The organism is Carnobacterium maltaromaticum DSM 20342 (assembly GCF_000744945.1).
Lineage (GTDB): Bacteria > Bacillota > Bacilli > Lactobacillales > Carnobacteriaceae > Carnobacterium > Carnobacterium maltaromaticum.
On sequence record NZ_JQMX01000001.1, the window covers coordinates 1,296,104 to 1,320,435 of the forward strand.

Annotated in this window: 23 protein-coding genes; 10 read left to right on the forward strand and 13 right to left on the reverse strand. The window is 34.5% G+C overall.

Annotated elements, in window-relative coordinates; all coding sequences use genetic code 11:
- The first annotated feature begins 112 nt into the window (after window positions 1-112).
- Window positions 113-604, forward strand: a complete 492-nt coding sequence (locus BR77_RS06295) for a divergent PAP2 family protein (protein WP_010051187.1) — start codon at window positions 113-115, stop codon at window positions 602-604.
- A 177-nt stretch (window positions 605-781) separates the two neighbouring features.
- Entirely contained in the window at window positions 782-1,774 is a 993-nt protein-coding gene (locus BR77_RS06300) for an NAD(P)/FAD-dependent oxidoreductase (RefSeq protein ID WP_010051185.1), read from the forward strand.
- A gap of 164 nt (window positions 1,775-1,938) precedes the next feature.
- Here BR77_RS06300 and BR77_RS06305 read toward each other — a convergent pair whose 3' ends face one another.
- Window positions 1,939-2,202 (reverse strand): YuzB family protein, encoded by a 264-nt coding sequence (locus tag BR77_RS06305; protein WP_231620906.1) that lies wholly within the window; start codon window positions 2,200-2,202, stop codon window positions 1,939-1,941.
- 153 nt (window positions 2,203-2,355) lie between these two features.
- Here BR77_RS06305 and BR77_RS06310 point away from each other — a divergent pair, with 153 nt between their 5' ends.
- Window positions 2,356-2,862, forward strand: a complete 507-nt coding sequence (locus tag BR77_RS06310; protein ID WP_010051182.1) for a phosphatidylglycerophosphatase A family protein — start codon at window positions 2,356-2,358, stop codon at window positions 2,860-2,862.
- Window positions 2,863-2,905: 43 nt separating this feature from the next.
- On the opposite strand, the gene BR77_RS06315 is transcribed toward BR77_RS06310, so the two are convergent.
- The 4 genes from BR77_RS06315 to BR77_RS06330 form a co-directional block, all read right to left on the reverse strand.
- Window positions 2,906-3,547: a TIGR01906 family membrane protein gene (locus BR77_RS06315; RefSeq protein WP_015075874.1), complete on the reverse strand. Its 642-nt coding sequence runs from the start codon at window positions 3,545-3,547 to the stop codon at window positions 2,906-2,908.
- Window positions 3,535-4,299, reverse strand: a complete 765-nt coding sequence (locus BR77_RS06320) for a TIGR01457 family HAD-type hydrolase (RefSeq protein WP_015075873.1) — start codon at window positions 4,297-4,299, stop codon at window positions 3,535-3,537. The genes BR77_RS06315 and BR77_RS06320 overlap by 13 nt, the downstream gene beginning before the upstream one ends.
- Before the next feature lie 12 nt (window positions 4,300-4,311).
- Window positions 4,312-5,049, reverse strand: coding sequence for a YutD family protein (locus BR77_RS06325; protein WP_015075872.1), 738 nt, complete (start codon window positions 5,047-5,049; stop codon window positions 4,312-4,314).
- An 83-nt stretch (window positions 5,050-5,132) separates the two neighbouring features.
- The gene (locus BR77_RS06330) at window positions 5,133-6,515 is read right to left on the reverse strand and encodes a bifunctional metallophosphatase/5'-nucleotidase (protein WP_015075871.1); all 1,383 of its coding nucleotides are present in this window, start codon (window positions 6,513-6,515) and stop codon (window positions 5,133-5,135) included.
- A gap of 176 nt (window positions 6,516-6,691) precedes the next feature.
- On the opposite strand from BR77_RS06330, the gene BR77_RS06335 reads away from it, so the two are divergent.
- Window positions 6,692-7,177 carry a methylated-DNA--[protein]-cysteine S-methyltransferase gene (locus BR77_RS06335; protein WP_015075870.1) on the forward strand — a complete coding sequence of 162 codons (486 nt, stop codon included), beginning with the start codon at window positions 6,692-6,694 and terminating at the stop codon, window positions 7,175-7,177.
- A gap of 61 nt (window positions 7,178-7,238) precedes the next feature.
- On the opposite strand, the gene abc-f is transcribed toward BR77_RS06335, so the two are convergent.
- Window positions 7,239-9,113 carry a ribosomal protection-like ABC-F family protein gene (gene abc-f / locus BR77_RS06340; protein ID WP_015075869.1) on the reverse strand — a complete coding sequence of 625 codons (1,875 nt, stop codon included), beginning with the start codon at window positions 9,111-9,113 and terminating at the stop codon, window positions 7,239-7,241.
- Window positions 9,114-9,467: 354 nt separating this feature from the next.
- Window positions 9,468-9,629, reverse strand: a complete 162-nt coding sequence (locus tag BR77_RS19030) for a hypothetical protein (protein WP_155520290.1) — start codon at window positions 9,627-9,629, stop codon at window positions 9,468-9,470.
- Between the two features lie 369 nt (window positions 9,630-9,998).
- Between BR77_RS19030 and BR77_RS06345 the strand changes: the two genes are divergently transcribed.
- From BR77_RS06345 to BR77_RS06370, 6 genes are all read left to right on the forward strand, one after another.
- A complete protein-coding gene (locus BR77_RS06345; RefSeq protein WP_010051168.1) occupies window positions 9,999-10,727 on the forward strand; it encodes an amino acid ABC transporter ATP-binding protein in 729 nt (242 codons plus the stop codon).
- 15 nt (window positions 10,728-10,742) lie between these two features.
- Entirely contained in the window at window positions 10,743-11,540 is a 798-nt protein-coding gene (locus tag BR77_RS06350; protein ID WP_015075868.1) for a transporter substrate-binding domain-containing protein, read from the forward strand.
- A gap of 39 nt (window positions 11,541-11,579) precedes the next feature.
- Window positions 11,580-12,227 carry an amino acid ABC transporter permease gene (locus tag BR77_RS06355; protein ID WP_015075867.1) on the forward strand — a complete coding sequence of 216 codons (648 nt, stop codon included), beginning with the start codon at window positions 11,580-11,582 and terminating at the stop codon, window positions 12,225-12,227.
- 14 nt (window positions 12,228-12,241) lie between these two features.
- Window positions 12,242-12,895 (forward strand): amino acid ABC transporter permease, encoded by a 654-nt coding sequence (locus tag BR77_RS06360; RefSeq protein WP_010051165.1) that lies wholly within the window; start codon window positions 12,242-12,244, stop codon window positions 12,893-12,895.
- A 419-nt stretch (window positions 12,896-13,314) separates the two neighbouring features.
- Entirely contained in the window at window positions 13,315-14,301 is a 987-nt protein-coding gene (locus tag BR77_RS06365; protein ID WP_015075866.1) for an ABC transporter ATP-binding protein, read from the forward strand.
- Complete coding sequence (locus tag BR77_RS06370) at window positions 14,298-15,815, forward strand: ABC transporter permease/substrate-binding protein (protein ID WP_010051162.1); 1,518 nt, start codon at window positions 14,298-14,300, stop codon at window positions 15,813-15,815. Before BR77_RS06365 ends, BR77_RS06370 begins: the two co-directional genes overlap by 4 nt.
- 81 nt (window positions 15,816-15,896) lie before the next feature.
- On the opposite strand, the gene BR77_RS06375 is transcribed toward BR77_RS06370, so the two are convergent.
- From BR77_RS06375 to BR77_RS06400, 6 genes are all read right to left on the reverse strand, one after another.
- Window positions 15,897-16,841: an alpha/beta fold hydrolase gene (locus BR77_RS06375; protein ID WP_015075865.1), complete on the reverse strand. Its 945-nt coding sequence runs from the start codon at window positions 16,839-16,841 to the stop codon at window positions 15,897-15,899.
- Window positions 16,834-17,484 (reverse strand): TetR/AcrR family transcriptional regulator, encoded by a 651-nt coding sequence (locus BR77_RS06380; protein ID WP_015075864.1) that lies wholly within the window; start codon window positions 17,482-17,484, stop codon window positions 16,834-16,836. The genes BR77_RS06375 and BR77_RS06380 overlap by 8 nt, the downstream gene beginning before the upstream one ends.
- 160 nt (window positions 17,485-17,644) lie before the next feature.
- Window positions 17,645-18,913, reverse strand: a complete 1,269-nt coding sequence (locus BR77_RS06385; RefSeq protein WP_015075863.1) for a glycoside hydrolase family 125 protein — start codon at window positions 18,911-18,913, stop codon at window positions 17,645-17,647.
- A 16-nt stretch (window positions 18,914-18,929) separates the two neighbouring features.
- A complete protein-coding gene (locus BR77_RS06390) occupies window positions 18,930-19,727 on the reverse strand; it encodes a MurR/RpiR family transcriptional regulator (protein ID WP_010051152.1) in 798 nt (265 codons plus the stop codon).
- A gap of 441 nt (window positions 19,728-20,168) precedes the next feature.
- Window positions 20,169-21,497 carry a PTS sugar transporter subunit IIC gene (locus BR77_RS06395; RefSeq protein ID WP_015075860.1) on the reverse strand — a complete coding sequence of 443 codons (1,329 nt, stop codon included), beginning with the start codon at window positions 21,495-21,497 and terminating at the stop codon, window positions 20,169-20,171.
- A 23-nt stretch (window positions 21,498-21,520) separates the two neighbouring features.
- Window positions 21,521-24,148, reverse strand: coding sequence for a glycoside hydrolase family 38 N-terminal domain-containing protein (locus BR77_RS06400; protein WP_035064350.1), 2,628 nt, complete (start codon window positions 24,146-24,148; stop codon window positions 21,521-21,523).
- Window positions 24,149-24,332 lie beyond the last annotated feature (184 nt).

The following is a 24,332-nucleotide window of genomic DNA, read 5'->3' on the forward strand; positions in this document are numbered from 1 at the left end:
ACCAATCTTTTTTATTAAATTTTGTAAGAATTAATTTTTTTTCGTTTTTCAGCTTTATTTCGTGATATGATAAAGACATCAACTATTAAGTTTTTCTAAAGGCGGGTTTCCTATGCAAATTCTAACGAATTATCCACTAATTGCTGCATTAAGTGCAATTTGTTTTTCACAGTTTATTAAAGTCCCCATTGCATTTTTATTAAAGAAGAATACAACGTGGGCGTTAGCAGTTTCAACAGGTGGTATGCCTAGTTCTCATTCTGCTGGTGTAACAGCTTTGATTACAGCATTAATTTTAAACTATGGCTGGGAATCACCATACGTTGCAATTGCTGTTACTTTTGGGGTCATCGTTATGTTCGATGCAATGGGTGTTCGCAGACAAAGTGGCGAACAAGGGCTCGTCCTAAATCAATTGATTATTGATTTACAAAATTTAAAAATTAAATCAAATGAATCCGGCGAAAGCCCAAAAAGAAAACAACGTGATAAACATATTAAGGAGTATCTAGGTCATAAACCATTAGAAGTTTTGTTTGGAATATTTACTGGAATCGCGATGGCCTATCTGGTTCGAGCTATCCTTAACTATTTCAATTACTAAGAGAAACTAGATTAAAGAATATACTCGTAGAACAGGATTAACTAGAGCTTATCCTTGTTTTCATAGTAAAATTCGATTAATCTAGTTTTTTATTACGTTTAGTAAGTAATTTTTCTATTTTTATGCTATACTGATAATCATTCTCAGCAAAAAATTACCATTATGGAGGAATGAACAATGGATTCAATAGATGATGTATTTGATATTACCATTATCGGTGGTGGTCCTGTCGGTATGTTTGCTGCCTTTTATGGTGGTATGCGCAACGCTAAAGTTAAAATAATTGAAAGTTTACCCAAATTAGGTGGTCAACTTGCAACACTATATCCCGAAAAAAAAATCTATGATATCGCTGGTTTTCCTGAAGTCAAAGCTCAAGAATTAGTTGATAATCTGGAAAAGCAAATGTCTCGTTTTGAAACAACGATTTGTTTAGAAGAAGAGGTTTTATCTGTCGAGAAAGATGCAGAGGGACTATTCGTTTTGGAAACAACAAAGCACACACATTACTCTAAAGCGATTATCATCACAGCTGGTAATGGAGCTTTTCAGCCTAGACGCCTAGAGTTAGATAATGCGATACGTTACGAAGGAACTTCACTTCATTATTTTGTTGATAACTTGGAACGTTTTAAAAACCGAAAAGTTGCGATTTGTGGCGGCGGAGATTCTGCAGTAGATTGGGCTTTAATGTTAGAGCCTGTGGCTAAGGAAGTCTTTTTGATTCATCGTCGCAATCAATTTAGAGCTCATGAACATAGTGTTTCTTTATTAGATAAATCAACTGTTCAACTTAAAACGCCATTTATCCCAGCCAAAATAAATGGTTCAAAAGAAGCTTTAGATAGTATTACCTTAAAAGAAGTCCGAGGTGATCAAGTTGAAGAGTTAGTTGTCGATGACTTTCTGATTAACTATGGTTTTGTTTCTTCAATCGGTGCCATTAAAAATTGGGGCTTAGATATCGAAAAAAATGCTATTGTTGTTAACAGTAAAATGGAAACAACAATCCCAGGAATTTATGCTGCTGGTGATATTTGCACCTATAATGGCAAGGTAAAATTAATTGCAGCAGGTTTTGGCGAAGCGCCAACAGCAATAAACAATGCCATGAGTTATATTTATCCTGATAAAAAAGTTCAACCGATGCACAGCACAAGTTTATTTTAATAAAAAGCTCGTTGAGTCGGTTAGGCCTGGCAGAAAATAGGAAATTCCAAGAAAAGTGTCTCTTTGCTTTTTTGGGAATTTATCTTTTTTCCGAAGGACTGACTCAAAAGAGCTCGCCTAACAAAAAAACATCAAACTTTAACAAGTTTGATGTTTTTTCTATTCTATAGCCAGCCCTCTTCTTCTAAAGAGCTATATATTTTAGTTAACAGCTCTTCTGGAGTATCTGCCCGAACAAGCTTTCCTTCAGCTAAGGCAAAGAAGTCTTTTGCACAAACCACACATTCATTTAAACAATCATATGAAACGACTTCTACTTTTCCGTCTTTTTCAAGTTGTTCAATAATAGGTTGGGTTCCGTTAGCAGCGTTATTTACACAAAATTCGACAATGGGATCCATTTGAACGATTCTTCCTTTCTTTATCATTTTCAAACATCTATAGTCAATTTCTATGACAAATCACTACTAAGTTCAGAATTAATTGTACCATGTTTTTCCTTTTTTTTGAAAAATAATTAACTTAAATCCTGTCAATTTTACTAATCTAGGTTATACTATTACTATGAATGGGGTGAAGTTATGGTAAAAGATTCAAATCTACTCTACCAAAAAGCACTTGACTTAATTAAGGAAAGACAAGTGGAATTAACTGATATTGCTGAATTAGTCATGTTTCTACAACAATCATATGTTCAAGATTTAACCATTGAGATTTGTTTAGAGCATGTGAATGCTGTATTAAAAAAACGTGAAGTTCAAAATGCCATCATCACTGGAATCCAGTTGGATATTCTAGCTGAACAAAACTTGTTAATGCAACCTTTACAAGATATTATTGCAGAAGATGAAGGTTTGTACGGAATTGATGAAATTATGGCTCTTTCAATTGTCAATGTATACGGATCAATCGGCTTTACTAATTTTGGTTATATTGACAAAGTTAAACCTGGCATTTTAAAAAAATTAAATGATCATAACTCTGGGGAAATTCATACTTTCTTAGATGATATTATCGGCGCAATTGCAGCTTCTGCTGCCAGCAGACTTGCTCATGCCGATCCTTCTAAAAGTGACATTACCCACTAATAAAAAAACACTCAAATTCCATTCGCTGAAATTTGAGTGTTTTTTATTTTTTTAATTCTCTTCTTGTTAAAAGATAGCCCAATAAAAATTGAACCTCAATTAATACAAAAGCTAGTATGAAGCAATGCATAAAAAATTCTTGCGGCAAAGCTTCGATAATAGGGTCAGTTGCTGGATTAAATATCCATGCATCGTTATTGAAAAAGACCTCATGAAACAAAACAAATAATCGATCAAAGCTAACTGCTACAAAAAACAGCACAACTACTGGAGCTACTAAAGCAATTTGGAAAGGACGAATCAAAATCCAAATCAATTTTTTTATTTTCAAATAACGTATAAAGAAAAAGCTACCAATTCCGCTACCGATTAATACAGCGTAATCCAATAAGAACAAACGCTTCACTTCATAAAAGTGTAACAGACCGTTGGCTGAACTTGGAAAATCAGGCATATTTAAGGTTGTCACCCAAGGTAAATTTAAATAACGCATCAAAGCTGAGTAATTCTCCACAAGAATTTCCTTTGGCACGCCTACATATTCTGCAATGCCTAAATAGTCAATATCAAACCAGTAGAGTGGAAACATATTGATTGTCAAAGCAATCCCAACCGAAATAATGAATAAAAAGATGCTTAGAATTCCAAAAAAATGAATTGTTTTTAATTTCATTAAAATTCCCATTCAGCTAATGACTTAACAACATAAGTCGGCTGTTTAGCTACCTTTTCTAAATCTTTTTCACTTGTGAAACCGGATAAGACGAGTAAGCTATCAATCTCGTTTTGAATACCTGCCATAATATCCGTTTCATAATTATCTCCTACCATTAAAACATCTGATTTATCCAAACCAATTACTTTTAACGCCTCTTCCATGATAATGGCTTCTGGCTTTCCAATATAGGTTGGTTGTTTTTTAGTTGAAGCGGTAATTAAGGCAGTTAAAGCACCTGCTCCAGGAATTAAGCCTTTTTCACTGGGAAGATTCGTATCTTTATTTGTTGATATAAAACGAGCTCCACGATGAATGGCTAGTGTTGCCAGTTCGAAATTATGGTAATGAACATTTCGATCCAAAGCAACAACAACATAGTCTGGATTCGTTTCTTCTTCAACAAAACCAGCTTCTGATAAGGCTAATTTTAAACCTGCTTCGCCAATTGCATAGACTTTATTGCCTTTATTTAAAGATTTTAAATAGGCCGCTGTCGCAATAGAACCTGTATAAACTTCAGCTTCCGTGACATGAATATCAAAATTTGTGCTTAGATTTTTGACAACTTCTTCTTGTGATTTCGTCGTATTATTTGTCACAAATAAAAATGGGATTTTCTCTGCCTGTAGACGTTTAATGAAAGCAGTAGCCGCTGGAATTGGCTCACTTCCTCGATACATCGTTCCATCTAAATCAATCAAATAGCCTTTATACTTCATCATATCCCGCCTTTATTCTTTATTCTTCACCTTTTCTACATCATTACGTCGAATATTAAAATGGCGTTGACCATTTTTTTCCTTTACCGTTTCTACTGCCGGTTTTGAAACAACTGGTGCTTCAGACTTTTCTTTGACTTGTTTTGCAACAAAACTTTTATTCTTATTTTTTTGATTGTCTGAACGTGATTTATCAGAACGTTGCTTAGTTGGCCTAGCTGTTTTTTGACTTTTTGTTGCTACTTCTCTTGTCGGTTTAGTTGATTCCGCTTTAGTAGCAGAAATTTGCGTATTTTTTGTTCTCGTTCTTTTTGGTCGAACTGTTTTTTCTTTTCTTCCACCTGTACGTTTCAAAACAAAATAAGCACAGCCAAAGTTACAAAACTCATATAAATAATCTTCTAACGAGCCAATTCGCTGCTCTTGTGGCACTTTTCGATTTTTATCTTCATAAAAACCTTTTAATCTCAGTTGATCAAAGCCCCAATCTGCTACAATAAAATCATATTTACTTAAAATATCGCTATATCTTTCAGCTAATTTTTCACTATTGAAGCCGTCTCGGTAATTAAGCACTAATTCATACTTACGTCCCTCAACAATCAAATTCGTTTCATCTATCATCCGCACAACTAAATTTTCTTCTTCAACTGTTAATTCAGTTGCTTCCGCAGTTGTTAACTCCGTTGTATCTTGTTCTTTTGCAGTTGAACTCTCTTGAATAACTTCTACTTCTTTTTCATCTGACAAATGAAGTCACCGCCTTTCACGCGCTTTATATTTTCAAATCACTTAACTTTTTTATTAAAGCTCTAGTTTATTATACTTAATTTTTACTCAATTGGATAGTTCCTTGTTAAATATTGTCCGAAGACATTTCGAATAAAATAAGGAAAGATCACTTCATTGACGCCACAAATTTCGATGGTTGGAAAGTAAGGGATATATAAGAAATGATCAACTGTCGCAAATGTATACTCCCTATACTCATCAAGAGGCTCTCCCAACCATTTGATACTCCTATTCGTAGCATCGTATTCAATGCCATCGTAACAAATTTCTCCAAATAGTTTTCCTCGGAATCCCATCCCTTTAATTGGAAAACTTTTTAGATAACCTCGATTTTTTTCCATTTCAAGAATCATTCTGGCAATGTCCCCCCCAGAAAGGGTACAGCGCATTACGCGCATTGGATGAGGTAACAAGGTGTGCAAATCATCTTTCGAAACAAGCCCTGCAGTCAATCCTTTCATAAACAAACCTGCATTTAAAATCGACACTTCAGTTTTAGCATAATCTTTTACGGCTTTTAACCCCATTTCGACAAGTGGCGATGAAGCAAACCAATCAACTGGCAAATCATTAGGCAAATAAGCAACTTTTTGAGTTTTTAATAAACGATGTCCCTTTATCTCATACTCTTTGATACGTTCTGTTTCATGACTGGCAACAGGTAACCTTGCAGTCTCAATTACACTAGCTTTAGTAACAGTTAATCGTTTAAAGTCATCGATTTCAAGTTCAATATGTCCAACATACATTCCAAACTTACCAGCAGCTGTAATCAATGTTTGTCGTACAGTTTCTCCATCTGGCAATAGATGGTGGGTATGTGAGCCAATAATTAAATCAATCATTGGATACATTTCAGCAATACGACGATCTTCCATAATCCCCAAATGAGATAACAGAATCACTGCATCAACTAAAGGAGTCAGAAGTTCCAATATTTCTGGGATAATACTATCTGGTTCACTAACCTGCCATCCATTTGGTACATAGCTTGTCGGAAACGGTGCTGTTAAACCAAAAACTCCAAACCGAAATCCATCTTTTGTTTCATAAATTTTAAAAGGCAACGCCCAATCCGGCGCTTCTCCTGTTCTGATATCCGCTAAATTAGCTAAAACAACATCAAAATTAGCCTTTGTGTATAATTGATTTAATTGTTTTTTAGAATTTCCGATGCCTTCATTATTTCCAACAGTAACAGCATCATAGTGCCCTTCATTCAATAATTGAATATTAGCTTGACCATCGGTAGCTTCAGTTAGAGGGTGTACTCGATCGCAAGCATCACCAATATCAAATGTAAAAACATTCTCCTTCTGTTCTTGATGAGCTTTTTGTTGCTGAGCTAAGTAAGCTTCAATTCGAGGCCAATTCTCAAAGTGTGAATGTAAATCATTTGTATGATAAATATGAACTCGTTCCATACGTTACCCTTCTTTGCAATAAATTTGTTCCTCTTTTATTATACCAATCTTTTAGTCATTTAGCTCATAATGCTGATGGAAATAAAACAAGATAGGACAATTACTGCTACCTTTCATTGAAAAATACTATATAATAGAAGAAAACAGTTTGATAAATTAAAAAAGAGGTGTTTACTATGCTTATAAATAGTCCTATTGGATTTCTACACATCCTTGAAGATCAACAAGGAATTACAAATATTATTTTTGTAAATGAAGAAGAAGCCTTAGCTATAAAAAAAGTCACAACTGGACCATTTGGTAAGCAACTAGCGCTGGAATTAGAACGCTATTTCTCTGGGGAATTAAAAAAATTTACGGTACCTCTTTCTCTACAAGTAGGAACCCCTTTTCAACAACATGTTTGGCAAGCTCTTCAAAATGTTCCTTATGGGTCCACCCAAAGCTATGCTGACATTGCTGTGGCAATTGAGAATCCTAAAGCCGTTCGAGCAATTGGACAAGCAAATCGAAATAATCCTTTACCTATCGTTATTCCTTGCCATCGAATTATTGGTAAAAATGGCAGTATGACAGGCTATAGTGGTGCTTCTGAAATAGGCATTGCTAAAAAACGTTATTTGTTAGCGTTAGAAAAAAATAATTGCGTTTCAGCTAGATAAAAGAAGAGGATAAGTCAATCAACTTATCCTCTTCTTTTAATTTATTAGTCTATCATTCACATTATTCATCCGCTAGTTCTATCCACTTATCCTCTAACTGTTTAACTTTTAATAGCACTTCATCACGTTCTTGGCTCCACTTATAAAGTTGTTCAAGGTTCGTTTCATGTGCTAATTTCTCATCTAACTCTGTAACTATTTTAGCTTGATTTTGTAGTAAATTTTCAATATCAGTCAAGGTTGGAGCTTTAGCCGTTTTTCCAGTTTTTACTTTACTTAATTTCTTTCCATTTTCACGTTCACTTATGTCTTGCTTTTCCAAAAGGGTAGCTTGCTCTTCTTTCTTTTTCTTAGCCCATTGATAATTTCCATTAAAAAGCGTTATATCAGTTGGTGTCAGCCAAAGAATTTCATTAAATAATTTATCAAGAAAATAGCGATCATGGGAAATAGCCAATAAAGTTCCAGTATAATTAGCTAACACATCTTCTACAACCTCACGAGTAGCAATATCCAAATGATTCGTTGGTTCATCTAAAATCAATAAATTCGTCTCTTCTTTCATTAAAATAGCTAATTTTAGACGCATTCTCTGTCCACCACTAAGATTCTTCACTAATCTAAAGACATCACTGCCATAGAATAAAAATTGAGCTAAAAATCCTCGGCTCTCCCCTTCTTCCATTGCTACATAAAAACGAAAAGTTTCTAATACAGATTTATTTTCATCTGAAAACTCAATTTTTTGCGGCAAGTAACCAATTTTAACTTGCTCGCCGAGTTCAATCGTTCCACAATCCGGCTGTTCTTCTTGTAAAAGTAAACGAATTAACGTTGATTTTCCAACACCATTTTCACCTACAATCCCGATATGTTTGGCCCACTGTAATTGGAAATTAAGCTGTTGAAAAAGCTGCTTTGCACCGTAACTTTTTTGTACATTTGAAAATGTAACGACTTTTTTTCCACTTCGCTGATTCACAGCAAGTTTCAATTGGATGTGCTTTTTCTCTAAGACTGGGCGTGTGAGTTGAGTCATACGAGCTAAGCGTTTTTCTAAACTCTTAGCTTTTTTGAACATATCTTCATTACCACTCTCGTTGCCCCATTGTCTGTAACGTCGAATAGCATCTTCTAATTTTTTAATCTTCTTTTGCTGCTCTTCATAATTTTGTTGTTCTTTAAGCAGGCGTGTTTTTTTAGCTTTTTGGTATTGAGTATAGTTTCCTTGATAAACTTGAATTTCTCCATCTTCTAGGTCATAGATTTCTGTAACGACTTGGTCTAAAAAATGCCTATCATGGGAAATCGTAAATAAGGTTCCTTGATAACTTTTTAGATAGTGTTCTAACCATTCAATTGCATGTAAATCTAAATGGTTCGTAGGTTCATCAAGCAATAATAAATCTGGCTCTTTTAATAAAACCTTTACTAATCCAACTTTTGTTTGTTCTCCGCCACTTAGCTGATTAAATGGTTTATTTAGTAACTGTTGAATACCTAAGCCTGAAGCCATCTTTTCAATTTGGTAGGCAAGTTCGTAACCACCTAACTGAATAAATTTCTCTTGTAAAACACCGTATTTTTTTATGATTACCCCCTCAACACTTTGTTCCATCTGCTTTTCTAGCTCTTTCAAGTGCTGTTGTATCTCAATTAATTCCTTAAAATCAGCTTCAATAACTTCTTGAACAGAGGTGGTTCCTGGCACTTCTGGTAATTGTTCTAGATAACCTAATACGAGATTTTTTTTTCGAATCACTAGACCTTTATCAGGACTCTCTTCTCCTGTAATTAATTTAAACAAGCTCGATTTTCCACTACCGTTATCTCCCACTAAACCAATCTTATGTCCTTGGGGAATTTTTAGTGATAGTTCTTCGAATAAAAGCAAGCTCCCGTAACTTTTTTCTATTTCTTGTATATGAATGTACATTTTGTATGTGCTCCTTAGCGCCAGCTTTGAGCCTAACCGAATAAATACACTCTATTTTCAGACCTCTATTTTGGGATTATATCCTTCCCTGTTGGTCGATGCATATGTTGCTTCTCTCATAGGAACACAGTCCATCTTTGATGGATGTGTATCATGGTTCTAAGTTGCTAAAGCAACAAGAACCTCTGTAAACCAACATTTATGGATCACAGTCCATCTTTGATGGATGTGTATCATGGTTCTAAGTTGCTAAAGCAACAAGAACCATGATAAATCACAGCAAAAAGACAAGTAGCGCTAATTAGCCCTACCTGCCCTCTTACTCATTTCATTTTACAGTTCACTATTGTTTATTTAATAGGTGTAGGAAAGACAAGCTGGCAGTTTATTTTTAAGTTGGTAATTCCAATTATGGGCAGACTCCACCCTTGTTAGTACTGGATTAAAAATAACACTATGACAAAATGTTACAAATAAGATTGTAAAATTAGCCATGCTTTTTTCTGCTTTACTCATCTTTTCACACCTCCATTTCTCTATGTATCTCAATTTCTCTTATCATAACAAATTAAATTCATTACTTCAAGCGTTATTTCAAATGCTCTTTTAACAACAATGAAAGCGTACTAGTATTTTTTTTTAATCGAAGGGCTTTACAAATCAAACTTTTTCAGATTATAATGAGAAATGAATGAAGCTTTTGTTAACCGTTTTCTAATCTAAATAAAACATGTAATCTTTTCTTACATGATAGTTAACAAGAGTCCAAAAATGATTCCCAACGTGTTAAGAATCATTTTTAATACTAGTGTACTAAATCTTCGCTACTCGTTTGTTTTTGAGATGGTGAAGCTTTTCTAATTTTATAAGAAGGAGTGTGGCATTATGATTGAATTTAAGAATGTGGAAAAGTATTATGGTCAATTTCATGCACTAAAAAATATTAATTTATCAATTAAAAAAGGTGAAGTGGTGGTCGTTATCGGACCTTCTGGCTCTGGTAAAAGTACGATGTTGCGTTGTATTAATGGGTTAGAAGATATTACGGAAGGTTCTCTTTTAATCAATGACATTGATTTGCATAGTAAAACAACCAATATCAATGAAGTTCGTAAAAATATGGGAATGGTTTTTCAACATTTCAACCTGTACCCTCACAAAACGGTTTTGGAAAACATTACGTTAGCCCCAATCAAGGTTTTGAAAAAAACAAAAGAAGAAGCTAATGCCTTAGCCGAAACATTACTTGAAAAAGTTGGCATGCTAGATAAAAAAGATTCCTACCCCTCTCAACTTTCAGGTGGGCAACAACAACGGATTGCGATTGCTCGTGGTTTAGCAATGCAACCAGAAGTCATGTTATTTGATGAACCTACTTCTGCTCTAGATCCTGAAATGATTGGAGAAGTTTTAGAAGTAATGAAAAATTTAGCTCGTGAAGGAATGTCTATGGTCGTTGTTACTCATGAAATGGGTTTTGCTAGAGAAGTTGCAGACCGTGTTATTTTTATGGCAGATGGTCAAATTTTAGAAGATGAAGAAGCTCATACTTTTTATGAAGCACCTAAAGAAATTAGAGCACAGCAATTCCTAAGTAAGATCATCAATCATTAATAAGGAGGTCCAAAAATGAAGAAAAAATGGAATAAAATTGCTCTTTTATTTTTTGTTCTCCTTTCGACCAGCCTTTTAGGGGCCTGTGGTCAAAAAAGTGTTGCTGGAGAAGATATTTTAGAACGAATTGAAAAAGATCAAGAGATTGTTTGGGGAGTTAAAACCGATACGCGGTTATTTGGCTTAATTAATATTGGTACAGGTAATGTGGAAGGCTTTGATATTGATATTGCTAAAGCCATTACGAAAGAAATTCTTGGCTCAAAAGGACACGCTGAATTTGTTGAAGTAACATCAAAAACGCGGATTCCTCTTTTGAAAAATGGGAATATCGATGCCATCATTGCTACCATGACCATTTCAGACGAACGTAAAAAAGTAGTTGATTTTTCTGATGTTTACTTTGATGCTGGACAATCGTTGTTAGTAAAAAAAGGCAGTCCGATTAAAGGAATAGAAAGCCTAAATGCTAATACAACCTTACTTGCAGTAAAAGGATCAACTTCCGCCGTTAATATTCGTAAAAAAGCTCCTGAAGCTAAAATTTTAGAATTAGAAAATTATGCAGAAGCTTTCACGGCTTTAAAATCTGGTCAAGGGGATGCCATGACAACAGATAATAGTATTTTATTAGGGATTGCTGAAGAAAACCCTGACTATACCTTAGCAGGTGATATTTTTACAGATGAACCTTATGGTATCGCCATTAATAAAGGACAAGAACCTTTTTTAAATCGTGTGAATGAAGCCTTGGCGACACTAAAAGCTAACGGGACTTATGATAAAATTTATGACAAATGGTTCCCTAAATAACCCAATTAAAATCAAACCAAAAGAAAGCGAGGTGGGCTGATGTTCACTATTTTTTCAAATTACTCTGACGCTTTACTGGAAGGCTTTAAATTTACTCTTTATTCAAGTATTTTAGCGTTACTTTTCAGTTTAATCATCGGAACATTAATGGCCATTTTTCAGTTATCTCATACGAAACTAATTAGAAATTTAGCAAAAGCCTATGTTGAATTTTTCAGAAATATTCCTTTGCTTGTTATTGTTATGTTTTTCTATGTTGTTGTTCCACTTTATTGGTTCCAAATCGATGGTTTTACAGCAGGAACTATTGGCTTAACTATCTATACTTCTGCTTTTATTGCAGAAACTGTCAGAGCAGGAATCGATGGAGTTCCACGAGGACAAATGGAAGCGGGACTTTCTTCTGGCTTCACATATGTCCAAGCAATGTGGTATATTGTTTTGCCGCAAGCTTTTAAAATTGTTATTCCACCACTAGGGAATCAATTTATCAACTTAGTTAAAAACTCATCAGTTTTAGCAATAGTTGCTGGGTTAGATTTAATGTATCAAGGTGATTTAATTGCCAGTGAAACATTTAATACATTTGATACCTATATTGTAGTTGCAGCCTTTTATTTAATTTTAACGTTGCCACTCTCTTATTTAATGAAGTATGTCGAACGCCGCTTAGAAGTCCAAGCCTAAAGGAGGAGATTTGATTGCAATTTTTTGACGCATTTTCGTGGATTAATATCCGCTTTTTATTAGATGGATTGTTAGTAACTGTTCAAGTTGCCTTATTCTCAATTCTCTTCAGTTTTGTGATTGGCGGACTAATTGGTCTAGTACGTTTTATGAAAGTACCTGTAGCCTCAAAACTAGTTGGTATTCTAACAGATATTATTCGTAATTTACCCTTGCTTTTAATCATTTTCTTTACTTATTTTGCCTTACCGCAAATCGGGATTCGATTAAGTATCTTCTGGGCTTCTGTTGCGGCCTTAACGATTTTTGAATCAGCTATGCTATCAGAAATTATTCGTGCCGGATTAAATGCAGTTCCAAAAGGACAGATGGAAGCAGGTCGTTCAACAGGCCTAACTTATTCTCAAACATTAGTTAGTATCATTTTTCCACAAGCCTTTAAACAAATGTTGCCACCTATTGTCAGCCAGTTTATTGCATTGATTAAAGATACTTCGTTAGCTGTGATTATTTCTTTACCTGAATTAACCCACAATGCTAAAATTATTTATGGGCAAGATACGAATGCTGTCTTACCAATGTTTGCCGCTATGGCATTTTTATACTTTATTGTCTGTTATGCACTTTCTCTTGTTTCAAAACGTTTAGAACTTCGCTTAGCAAACTAAAGCAAATAAGAAGACCTTTATCCTATATTCAGGATAAAGGTCTTTTTTTTCCCAAGCAAATATATTAATTATTTTCGTATAAACTGTTATACTTTTTGATAGTCACATTTACTGATTAGAAAGATAATCTAAACTTCATAACTTGTTCGCTTTACAAAAAGAACAAAGGTTCGGTATAATGAATTGGTAGACAATGTTACTAAATTAAACCAATTTTTTTGTTCGGTTAGCTCTTAGCTTTTGGTTAAGCCTAGAGTCACGGTTAGAGATACGAACTGGATTGACATCTTAGATTATTTTCCGACTTTCTAACCAGGCCTACAATTATGCATTCACTTTTTTTAATGCGTTCCATTTCCATGGTAAAAAATTAAATTTCGAGCTATAGCTATCTATATTCTACTTTAAGGAGGAAAGAAATGATTAAATTTGAAAATGTTACAAAAGAATACCAAGCAGATACACCAGTTGTTTCTAGTTTAAATTTAGAAATAAAAGCTGGAGAATTTTTTGTATTAATTGGTCCTAGTGGTAGCGGGAAAACGACCACTTTGAAAATGATTAACCGTTTAATTCCTCTGACTACTGGTACAATCAGAATTCAAGGAAAACCAATTAGTGAGTATAATTTAAATGAATTACGCTGGAATATCGGTTACGTTCTTCAACAAATTGCGCTCTTTCCGAATATGACTATCGAAGAAAATATCACAATTGTGCCTGAAATGAAAAAATGGCCCAAGAATCAGTTGGCAAATCGAGTAACGGACTTACTAAATAGCGTCGGATTAGATGCTGAAAGTTATCGTCATCGAAAGCCTGCTGAACTTTCTGGCGGAGAACAACAACGTGTCGGTGTTCTTCGTGCTCTGGCAGCTGACCCTGATATTATTCTGATGGATGAGCCGTTTAGTGCTCTTGATCCTATTAGCCGTAAAAAATTACAAGAAGATGTTGCTAAACTTCAAAAAAAAGTTCAGAAGACAGTCGTTTTCGTCACCCATGACATGCAAGAAGCTTTGGCTTTGGGCGATCGAATCTGTATTATGCGAGATGGGCTGGTTGAACAAATTGGGACTCCAGCAGAGCTTGCTGCACAACCAAAAAATGAGTTTGTCCGAGAATTTCTTCAATCTGGTCATATTCCAATTGAGGAGGCTGGAACCGTTCAGGATTTATTGGATGCAAATTGTTACGCTTGTTTAACAACTGATATACTAAATGATCTAGATTCCAATTTTTTAGTCCCTTCCGACTCTATAGATAGCTTAGTTCTTAAACTAACAAATGCATCTGAGATTTCAATTAAAAATCCAGAGAGTTCTCTTATTATTGGGACAATTACAGCGGAGCATCTTGTTGCTTTTCTTGCGTCTAAACTCCAGACAGGAGGTGCGCCCCTATGAAACTTTTCTTTGATACGTTACTTGAACGGAAAGATGAATTAACTACTGCGTTACTTCAACACATTCAAATTTCATTTATAGCACTTTTAATTGCAGTACTAATTGCCTTACCTCTAGGGATTTATTTAAGTAATCATCGTAAAATTGCAGAACCGATTATTCAAATTACCGCGATTTTTCAAACAATCCCTTCATTAGCCTTACTAGGACTCTTAATTCCTTTGGTAGGTATTGGAACATTGCCTGCTACTATTGCCTTAGTCATTTATGCTTTATTGCCTATTTTACGAAATACCTACACAGGTATTATTGAAGTCGATTCCTCTCTAATTGAAGCCAGTAATGCTATGGGAATGAATCTATGGCGCCGCTTATCTAAAGTGCAAATACCACTTGCTATGCCCATGATTATGGCTGGAATTCGTAACGCCATGGTTTTAATTATTGGAACAGCAACGTTAGCAGCTTTAATTGGTGCTGGAGGTCTTGGAAGCTTAATTCTATTGGGAATTGATCGTAATAATAATCAATTAATTTTATTAGGTGCTATTCCAGCGGCTTTATTAGCGATTTTATTTGACTATCTATTGCGTTTCTTTGAACGGATTTCTTTCAAAAAAACATTGCTAACACTTGGTGGAATCACAGTTATTATGTTAGGCTTTATTCTTTTGCCTTTACTCAATCAACCTCAAAAAGAAATCGTAATCGGTGGTAAATTGGGAGCAGAACCAGATATTTTGATTAATATGTATAAAGAATTAATTGAAACTGACTCTGATTTAACCGTGACATTGAAACCAAATATGGGAAAAACTAGCTTTTTATTTAATGCTTTAAAAAATGGCGATATTGATATTTATCCAGAATTTACTGGAACTGTGCTGGAAACTTTCTTAGAAGAAAATGCAGAAACTCATAACCCTGATAAAGTTTACCAACAAGCTAAAAATGGTGTCGCTAAGAAATTTCAAATGAGTTATTTGAAACCAATGGCTTATAATAATACCTACGCCTTAGCCGTTTCACCGCAACTGGCCAACGACTACAAATTAAAAACTATTTCTGATTTAATTCCTTTAGCAGATACTGCTAAAGCAGGCTTTACTTTAGAATTCACTGATCGTCAAGATGGCTATAAAGGTATTCAAGATTTGTATAAATTAACCTTTAAATCGGTCCAAACGATGGAACCAAAATTGCGTTATTCTGCCATTGAATCTGGTAGTATTAACGTCTTAGATGCTTACTCAACAGATAGTGAACTAGCCCAATACAAGTTAACTGTTTTAAAAGATGATAAAGAATTATTCCCACCTTACCAAGGCGCACCTTTGCTTTTAACAAAAACAATAGAGAAATATCCTGAATTAGAAACTATTTTATCAAAACTAGCAGGAAAAATTACTGATGCTGAAATGCGTAAAATGAATTATGCTGTCAATGTCGAAGGAAAATCTCCTAAAACTGTAGCTCACAACTACTTAGTTAAAGAGAAGCTAGTAAAAGAATAAAATAGCTGTAATCTAAAATCCCTAAAGCACCTGATAAAAAAGATGCTTTAGGGATTTTTTGCTAGTTAGAGCCACTATTTTTTAATTCAAAAACTGGTTTAAATCTTTGACTATTTGTTTGGATTGCGTATGATGCAAATAATGTGTTCCTGGTAATTCAATGACTTCTCCTTTGACTGAATGAGCTATTTGTTCTTGATGTAATTCGAGCCATCCGTCAAGAGTTGATTCATTTTTTTCAGCTACAAATAAAAGTACCGGTAACTCTTTTGGAAAAGATAGCTTTTTAGCTGATTCAAAACTTAGATCTAAGGCATAACCTTCCTTACGCATGGTCTCATTGCTCATATTTTTCATGGTTAGTAAACGTATTTGTTCAAAAGTTGCATCATCCATATCTCCGACTTTAAAGCTCTCTGGGTTTAATTTAACCATCAATCTAAAGATTCCTGATTTTTGTAGGAAGTTTGGAAATGCATCTTTAAAACCTGGCCAAGGTTGATTTGGGGTACTGGAGTCAATTCCTACAAATGCTTCAACATTTTCTGGATAGGTATTTACATAATTTAAACCATAGATTCCAGCAATTGAATGCCCCATTAGAATAAATGAATCTAGTTTTAACTTTTCTGTAACAGCGTGAATTTCTTCAACCATATTTTCTGCTGTTCGTTCACGTTTGGTTTGACTGCTTAATCCGTAGCCAAAAGGCTCAATTACAACAACCTTATACTTAGTTTTCAGCTCTTTTATTAACGGCTTAAAATCAAGTCCTGGGCTTGCTGTCCCATACCCCGTCAGCAATACAACCGTCTCTTTTCCTTTTCCTTCGACAAGAACATTCATGGTCCCATCAAAAACATCTATTTTTTGTCCATAGGACTCTATTTTAGACTCCTCGTTTTTCAAACTTATTTGGTGAGCAACATAGATACTTCCAAAGGCTATGACGATCAACCCTATCAAAGACAGTGCTCCTATTTTTAAAAATTTCAAGATTGGCTTATTTCGTTTATTTTTATTCATACTTTCCCTCTTTTTCTTTAATTTCATGCTTAATTCTGCTAATTATTTCATCACTTAAAATATTCACTCCTATGGAATCTAAAACATATTTTGATGCTTGAATTTTATCCCAAAAAGTGTCGACTGTATTGGGAAACAAAGCAAGAGTAAACCATGTATTTAGCAATAACACAACAATCTCACCGATTTGCTTAGGAAATTTCACAGATAAAGATCCATCTTGGTTTCCTTCAATGATATAGGCTTCAATTTGCGGTGATAGGACTTCGCTGCTATTTCGCATATAGAGCATAAAAAATTTGGGGTTGTTAAATAAAGAATAGGTTAAGCCAAATGATGTACCAACTTCTTTATTTAATAAAGTCTCCAAAAGTAAGTGTTGCATCTTTTCTAAGCCATTTAAATCTTTTCGGTTACTAATCGCGTCTATATATTTAGTATTTGGTACTAGTCTTTTGATTACACCATCAATAATTTCTTCTTTTGATTGAAAATGATGGTAAATAGCCCCACGTGATAAACCATCTAAATTGTTGACAATATCTTGAATGGTCGTTTTCTCATAACCTTTTTCAACAAATAATTGTGTTGAAACATCTAAAATAGCTTTAATCGTTTCTTCTGTATTATATTTTTTACTCATTATTTTTCTCCTTTCAAAAAAACATTCATTCGGTATGTTTTATCTTAAGCTTTATTTTGCTTTATGTCAACACTAAGCTCTACTTATTTTTTACTCAAAAAAAGCACTACAATGTTTTTTCTCCATTGTAGTGCTTCATTTTCCATACAAATACTTAAAATTACAGTTCTAAACAATCCAGTAACAGTTCACAAAACATCATATTCGCCCATGAAAACCATTCTCTTGTATATTCGTTAGGATTATTCACATTGATTCCTTCATGCATGTAATTTGTCCCTGCTTCGGTTTCAACTAACTTATTTAGCATTTCTATTTTTTCAGCTTTCTTATTGGTTGTTAAACCTTGAATAGCCAGTGCAATTGGCCAAACATATTCTTTAGGTGTATGTTCACTGCCAATACCTTTTAAATAGTTTCCTTCATAATAATAAGGATTTTTTTCCGATAAAAGCACTGCTCTTGTTTGTTGGTAAATAGCGTCGTCTATTTCACAGTATCCTAAATATGGAGCAGCTAATAAACTAGGGACATTGGCATCGTCCATTAATACATAATTCCCCAAGCCATCAACTTCATAAGCATAAACTTTTTTGCCTTCATGTTCGACGATACCCCATTCTTCTATACCTCGATTTATTTCTTCTTTTAGTTGGTTTGCTTCTTCAACTGCTGTCTTTTCGTGATATATTTCCTCGAAGATTTCTGCCAAATAACCTAAAATAACGACTGCAAACATATTTGCTGGAACTAAATAATTAAAGGTACAGCTATCATCACTTGGACGAAATCCTGACCAAGTCATTCCAGTGTAGCCACAAGGTTCTCCTAAGCCATTGTTTGATAATGTATCTTCTGGACGTTCACCAAAACGTTCGAACCGGTAAGTAGAATTTTCGTGACGTTGCTCCGTTTTAAAAAGATTAATGATTGTTTCGGCTGCTTGCTTAAATTCTTTAGTGAAATGATTAGTTTCACCTGTTTTTTTCCATAGTAGATAAGCTAGCTCGATTGGATAACATAAGGAGTCTACTTCGTATTTACGCTCCCAAATCCAGCCATTCATTTCAGTGATATCTTGGTGATAGCACGCCCCATTTTCGGTTTCATTAAAGGCATTTGCATAAGGATCAATTAAGATACATTTAACTTGACGCTCTAACAATCCTTGAATCATTTCTTTTATTTTTGGATCTTGATTTGCGATTACTAAATAAGGTTTGATTTGAGCAGAGGAATCTCGTAACCACATAGCTGGTATGTCTCCTGTTATCACAAATATATCTTCTGCTTCTGTTAATTTCACTGTAGTTTCTAAGGTATTATCAAAACAATTAGAAAAGACTTCACTCCATCTAGGATTACTAGATTTTTGGGCTACAGTTGCTTTTAATGTTTCGATGACTTCTTTGGAATATTGAATGGTCATATTCTTTCCACCTTTGCTATTTTCCTTTTAAAATGACTTCTGATTTGATCCATGATTTAACGGTATCTTCATGGTACATGGCTAAGATTTCGGTATATAATGTATCAATAACGGTTAAAACTGGAATTTGAGGTGAAATCCCCCCCATGTCTTTTTTCCCCATTGAGCTAGTTAAACAAAAAGCTTCTGAGAATTTTTTATAAGGACTTTTTTCATTTGCAGTAATCACTATGGCTTTTGCTCGTTTTTCTGCCACAATTTTCAAAGCTGTTAACACAGCGTTATTTTCTCCTGACAATGATGACAAAACGACAAGATCACCTTCTTGAACCCCGTGAGCCATCATTACAATTGAATGCTCATCTTTTATGACATTGATAATTTTTCCTAATCGTGAAAATTTAAATTGAAAATCTTCTCCACAAAAAGCGTTATAACCTGTTCCCCAATAATGAATAATCCGGCCAGCATCAATCATTAAGGCTGCTTTCTTGACTTCATCACGGTTTAATTTTTCAATAATATCGTTTAGTAATAGTGAGTAATTCTGATTCACATAACTAATACTTGAATCTGCTTCTTTTTGCTTATCTTTGCTAGAGTACTTATAAAGATAAATTAATTCTTTATAATTCGCTAAGCCAATTTTTTTACAAAATCGTGTAATAGAAGAGTTAGAAACGCTGAGTTCTTTAGCCAATTCTTGAATACCTAGTTCTTTATTTCCATCAAGAAAATACTGCGCAATAATTTTTTCAACGTCCGTAAACTTCTTTTCATTCGCCTGAATGGTTAATTCAATATAGCTTTCCATTTAACTCACTCCTCCTTAATATAAAGCTCGTTGAGTCGGTTAGCTCCGACAAGAAAATAGGAAAAATTGATGTGGCGCTTTTTGCCACTTCGAATTTTTATCTTTTTCTCGAGGAGTTGACTCATAAGAGCTGGCCTTAATAAAAAGCTCGTTGAGTCGGTTAGCTCCGACAAGAAAATAGGAAAAATTGATGTGGCGCTTTTTGCCACTTCGAATTTTTATCTTTTTCTCAAGGAGTTGACTCATAAGAGCTGGCCTTAATAAAAAGCTCGTTGAGTCGGTTAGCTCCGACAAGAAAATAGGAAAAATTGATGTGGCGCTTCTTGCCACCTCGAATTTTTATCTTTTTTCCGAAGGACTGACTCATAAGAGATGGCCATGATAAAAAATTAGAGACTGAGATAAAACTAGTTAGCTTTATCTCAGTTCTATTCGTTTCTTTTAGGCTTGATTCTCCGCATTAAGCAATTGACTTTGGTCAAATTTCATATTCATACGAACAAATGGTGCATAGATAATCACGTCTAGGACAACTAAAACGGCTGTCAAAATTACGGGACTTAAATGGAAGGCTCCTAAAATCCATGTACTAATAAATATTGGTTCATTTCCTGAATTTAACACAACTAATGGTACAACCCAACCAATTTTTGTCACTATATAAGCGACAACGGCATTAAAAATTGGAACAAAAACAAAAGGAATGAACATTAATGGATTTAAAACGATTGGGAAACCGAAAATAATTGGTTCGTTGATACCAAATAGTCCTGGAATAAATGAAAGTTTTGCAACTTCTCGTCCACTATAGGTTTTAGGCGTAAAGATTAGAATAGCTAAAATTAATCCAAATGTGGCTCCAGAACCACCAATCATAGCATAGACATTTGTCATTGTATTTGGTGCAATTGAAATATTATCAAAGCTATTTGTTTCAGCAAATTTGGCTACATTTTCTAAGAAAACTGGCAACCATAAAGCAGAAACAACACCCCAGACAATATTAAAGCCGTGTAAACCTAGGAACCATAGAATTTGTTGCAGTAAAATAACGACAACTATCGCTGGCAATCCCGTTCCTACTGATGTTAAAGGTTGGACAAACAGTTGACTAACTAAGTCCATAAATGAATTGAAGTCAAATGCTTCAATCGCAACTTTTACTACTGAACAGCCTAATAAAACAATTGAAATTGGAATTAAGGCGAAAAATGAATCAAATACGTTAGGTGGAACATTTCCTGGTAATTTAATGGCAATTTTACGTTTAGCTAATACGGAATAGAAGAAAACAGCTAACAATCCTACAATAAGAGCCGTAAACATCCCTTCATAACTGAAAAAGTTATTGGCGTAACCTTGTACTATATCTGCTGTACTATCTGCAAAGTTGACATTATTTGGTACCATTACAAAGTACGCTGCAAAAGCCAATAGTGTTGCTAACAAAGGATTAATATTAGCTTCCGGATGTTTTCGCATCAACTCTCTCGCATAATTATACGCTGTAGAAAATACGATTAGTAAAGCAACTATCCCTAAGGTTCCAAGATACACATTGCCAAATATTTTTGAGGCCGTTTGTCCAATTGATGTGTCTCCAAAAAACGCGTCAATTTGCATTTTAATCAGATTTGAAAATGAACCAACTACAGTAAAAGGAATACTGCTAATAAAGGCATTCTTGATGGCCTGTAAGACACTATTATTATCCACTTTATTGGCAATTTTTAGTAAAGGTTCTTGAAGTTTCTCAACATTTATTTTCATTTTTTACGCTACCTTCCTTATCTCTATCTTTTTATTGAAATTGTTTTAATTTGTCCTGGTTTGAAATCACCTAATGGAATTTCATTTATTAGTCCAAGTGACGTGATTAAGTCCCCATTTAAATTAACAAAGCGAACATGAGCTTGAGTTGCTAAAGGAATTATCTCAGCTTTCACAGTTTCTTCTAGTAATGGATTATATAGTCGGATATTGATCCATTCCCCATCTCTACTTAATTCAATTGCACTGAAAACTAACGGCAACTCACTTAAATCAATCGATTTTTTTAATGTGGTTAAATGATCGACTTTATTGCTTTGGAAATACTGAATTGGATTAGTAAAGCGATTTAGTGTCTGCACTTGATAATAAGGTGCATCAACAGAATACATTTGGTACTCTCTTTGAATTTTAGCCGGATTATAGTCAGTAGCAATTATTAAAGATAGCTCCATTTCCAAGGTCCCTAGCAATTGACTATCTGGTGTTGGGATGTAACGGAATTGGTTACCAGAAGCATCACCGGGTCTTCTTAATAATTCTGGGCGTCCTAAGAATCCTACACCTCTAAACAAGGTAATATACATATCACTATCAATGACTTGGTATTCTTTAATCCCTTTACTCATTACTGTCCAACTTGTTTCCAAATCATGAGTATTAGCGTAATGAATCATTGGATAAATTTCAGTTGGCTCTTCTTTCCAACCGAGTTCTCTCCAATCATGAATGTGTGGATCGTTATTATTTCTTTCAACGATACCAAATAACGTATCTGCATAACTTACCTGACTTTTCACTGGTGTTTTGACTACTAATCTCATGCGATGATCTAACGCTTGATTGTTTACGCTTAATTTCATATCAACACGTTTTGAGTCATTTTTTAAAGATAAAGTTAACGTATATTCGATTTCAGTATCTACTTTTTGAGCTTTTCTGGCTGCTAAATCTTTTGGTACAAACCAACTTCCTGTCACACTCATTGTTGAAAGGAACTTTCCAGATTGAATAGCTACCTCGGCTGTCTCAAAAAACAAGTGATGAATGCTGTCAAAATATGCAGGTGAATAGTCATAGGTATCCCCTTCATCACCTGATTCTTCGACATGTAAACAATTTTTATAAGTTATGCCTTGTTCTTTAGCAAGTATAGAAAACTGACCATTTGAAAATGTAATTTTATAGGCCGCATTTTCAATCATGGTTTCTTCTGAAGCAACTGGCTTTTCCTGAGTAGCAGATTCGTCTTGTTCTTCGACTGAGACAATCTGATAGGAAAGTGCAGGTAGTTCATTTATAAAACTGATTTTGTGGATGTAATAATATTTGGCTTCATCGTAGTCGCTTTCGGAACGTCTAACTTCGCCAGCATAAACTTTTTCGGTTGAGATCAGCTGGAATGGAATCTCATGGCGCTGATCATCGAAAAGCTTAATGGTTGTTTTTTTCGTGCTGACTTCTAATGTGTAAGGCTCTGTTCTTCTATATGGTAAGGTATTGAAAAGAACTAAATCATTTTCTTGAATGCCTTCAATTGATTCTGCGATTTTTCTAACGAGATAATCAACGGTTGAATAGGATAGTTGGTCGGCTTCTTTGTAACGGGCCATAATCATTTCATTGGTTTTATCTGTGTTACAGCCGCCGATGCTATCATGAGCATGATTTTTTAGGATTAATTTCCATGTATAATCCATTAATTCACGTTTAAATGGAATTCCTAAGTCGTCTGCCATCAACATTAGTGGCTCTAATTGAAAAATTAAGCGATTTTCAATTGTTTCATTGATTTTTTTCAAATCGTATCTTGATGAGTAGATAGAACGATGAATTTTTGATACGCTACCGCTCATAAACTCGCCTTGAACTGTTGGTAAATCTGTGGCTTCTTTTTTTAATAAATTAAAAATATGTGGATAATTGCTTTCTTCTATTTGGTACTCTTCAGCGAATTCTTTATTCGCCTCTTCAATAATGGCTTTTAAGTTTCGATCGACTGCTCGCTGGTCACCACCGACTGGTAAGGTTATATTAGTTGTCGCGCTGTCTTCGGAAACGATATCTAAGATGGCTTTTTTTTGGTAAATTTCACCTTCAACAAGGGCCACTCCTGCATAGTAACCATTTCGAATATTGATTGTCAGGACTTTTGATCCATCTTCTGCTGTCCAATAAAATTCCCGGCTTTTTGTCACTTCATTTGGCATACCTCGCCAAAAAACAGCATTTTCAATCCCAAATCCATTATAAATTTTCGGCATATCTTTCCCTTGTCCAAAGGAATCCGGTAAGTAACCTAAGGCAGTATGTCCACCTAAGCGTTTCGACATATCAATTCCAATTTGTAAATTTTTCACAACTGACTCACCCGCTACAACGAATTCATCCATTTGTGTATACCAAGGACCAATAAATAATTTATTCCCCTCAACTAACTCTTTAATTTTTGTTTCTTGATTTGGATATACTTTTAGGTAATCATCTAAAATACTAAGTTGACCATCTAAATAGTAATAGTCTAGTTCGCCATTTTCTAATGCATAAATGACCTCATCCATGTGATATGAAAATTGAATAAATGCTTCATTGTCACTAAAATACCATTCACGGTCCCAATGAGTATGGGCTACTACATGTATCTTCTTCATTTTCTATTCTCCTTTCGCCTTTGTTCTTATTAAATATACTCTGGATGAACGAAAAAGAAAACGATTACGGTAATTTTTTCAAGTATTTTCTTTTCGTTCAAAGAAATGTGAAAATATTTTCATGTAAAAATCAGAACAAATCCTTTTATACGTGGTTTACATGTATTCCTTAGTCTCTTCAGAA

Bases quoted from the DNA above. Each gene is read 5' to 3' on its own strand.
- BR77_RS06295 (WP_010051187.1), top strand. From the start codon at position 113: ATGCAAATTCTAACGAATTATCCACTAATTGCTGCATTAAGTGCAATT.
- BR77_RS06300 (WP_010051185.1), top strand. From the start codon at position 782: ATGGATTCAATAGATGATGTATTTGATATTACCATTATCGGTGGTGGT.
- BR77_RS06305 (WP_231620906.1), bottom strand. From the start codon at position 2,202: ATGATAAAGAAAGGAAGAATCGTTCAAATGGATCCCATTGTCGAATTT.
- BR77_RS06310 (WP_010051182.1), top strand. From the start codon at position 2,356: ATGGTAAAAGATTCAAATCTACTCTACCAAAAAGCACTTGACTTAATT.
- BR77_RS06315 (WP_015075874.1), bottom strand. From the start codon at position 3,547: ATGGGAATTTTAATGAAATTAAAAACAATTCATTTTTTTGGAATTCTA.
- BR77_RS06320 (WP_015075873.1), bottom strand. From the start codon at position 4,299: ATGAAGTATAAAGGCTATTTGATTGATTTAGATGGAACGATGTATCGA.
- BR77_RS06330 (WP_015075871.1), bottom strand. From the start codon at position 6,515: ATGGAACGAGTTCATATTTATCATACAAATGATTTACATTCACACTTT.
- BR77_RS06335 (WP_015075870.1), top strand. From the start codon at position 6,692: ATGCTTATAAATAGTCCTATTGGATTTCTACACATCCTTGAAGATCAA.
- abc-f (WP_015075869.1), bottom strand. From the start codon at position 9,113: ATGTACATTCATATACAAGAAATAGAAAAAAGTTACGGGAGCTTGCTT.
- BR77_RS19030 (WP_155520290.1), bottom strand. From the start codon at position 9,629: ATGAGTAAAGCAGAAAAAAGCATGGCTAATTTTACAATCTTATTTGTA.
- BR77_RS06345 (WP_010051168.1), top strand. From the start codon at position 9,999: ATGATTGAATTTAAGAATGTGGAAAAGTATTATGGTCAATTTCATGCA.
- BR77_RS06350 (WP_015075868.1), top strand. From the start codon at position 10,743: ATGAAGAAAAAATGGAATAAAATTGCTCTTTTATTTTTTGTTCTCCTT.
- BR77_RS06355 (WP_015075867.1), top strand. From the start codon at position 11,580: ATGTTCACTATTTTTTCAAATTACTCTGACGCTTTACTGGAAGGCTTT.
- BR77_RS06365 (WP_015075866.1), top strand. From the start codon at position 13,315: ATGATTAAATTTGAAAATGTTACAAAAGAATACCAAGCAGATACACCA.
- BR77_RS06370 (WP_010051162.1), top strand. From the start codon at position 14,298: ATGAAACTTTTCTTTGATACGTTACTTGAACGGAAAGATGAATTAACT.
- BR77_RS06375 (WP_015075865.1), bottom strand. From the start codon at position 16,841: ATGAATAAAAATAAACGAAATAAGCCAATCTTGAAATTTTTAAAAATA.
- BR77_RS06380 (WP_015075864.1), bottom strand. From the start codon at position 17,484: ATGAGTAAAAAATATAATACAGAAGAAACGATTAAAGCTATTTTAGAT.
- BR77_RS06385 (WP_015075863.1), bottom strand. From the start codon at position 18,913: ATGACCATTCAATATTCCAAAGAAGTCATCGAAACATTAAAAGCAACT.
- BR77_RS06390 (WP_010051152.1), bottom strand. From the start codon at position 19,727: ATGGAAAGCTATATTGAATTAACCATTCAGGCGAATGAAAAGAAGTTT.
- BR77_RS06395 (WP_015075860.1), bottom strand. From the start codon at position 21,497: ATGAAAATAAATGTTGAGAAACTTCAAGAACCTTTACTAAAAATTGCC.
- BR77_RS06400 (WP_035064350.1), bottom strand. From the start codon at position 24,148: ATGAAGAAGATACATGTAGTAGCCCATACTCATTGGGACCGTGAATGG.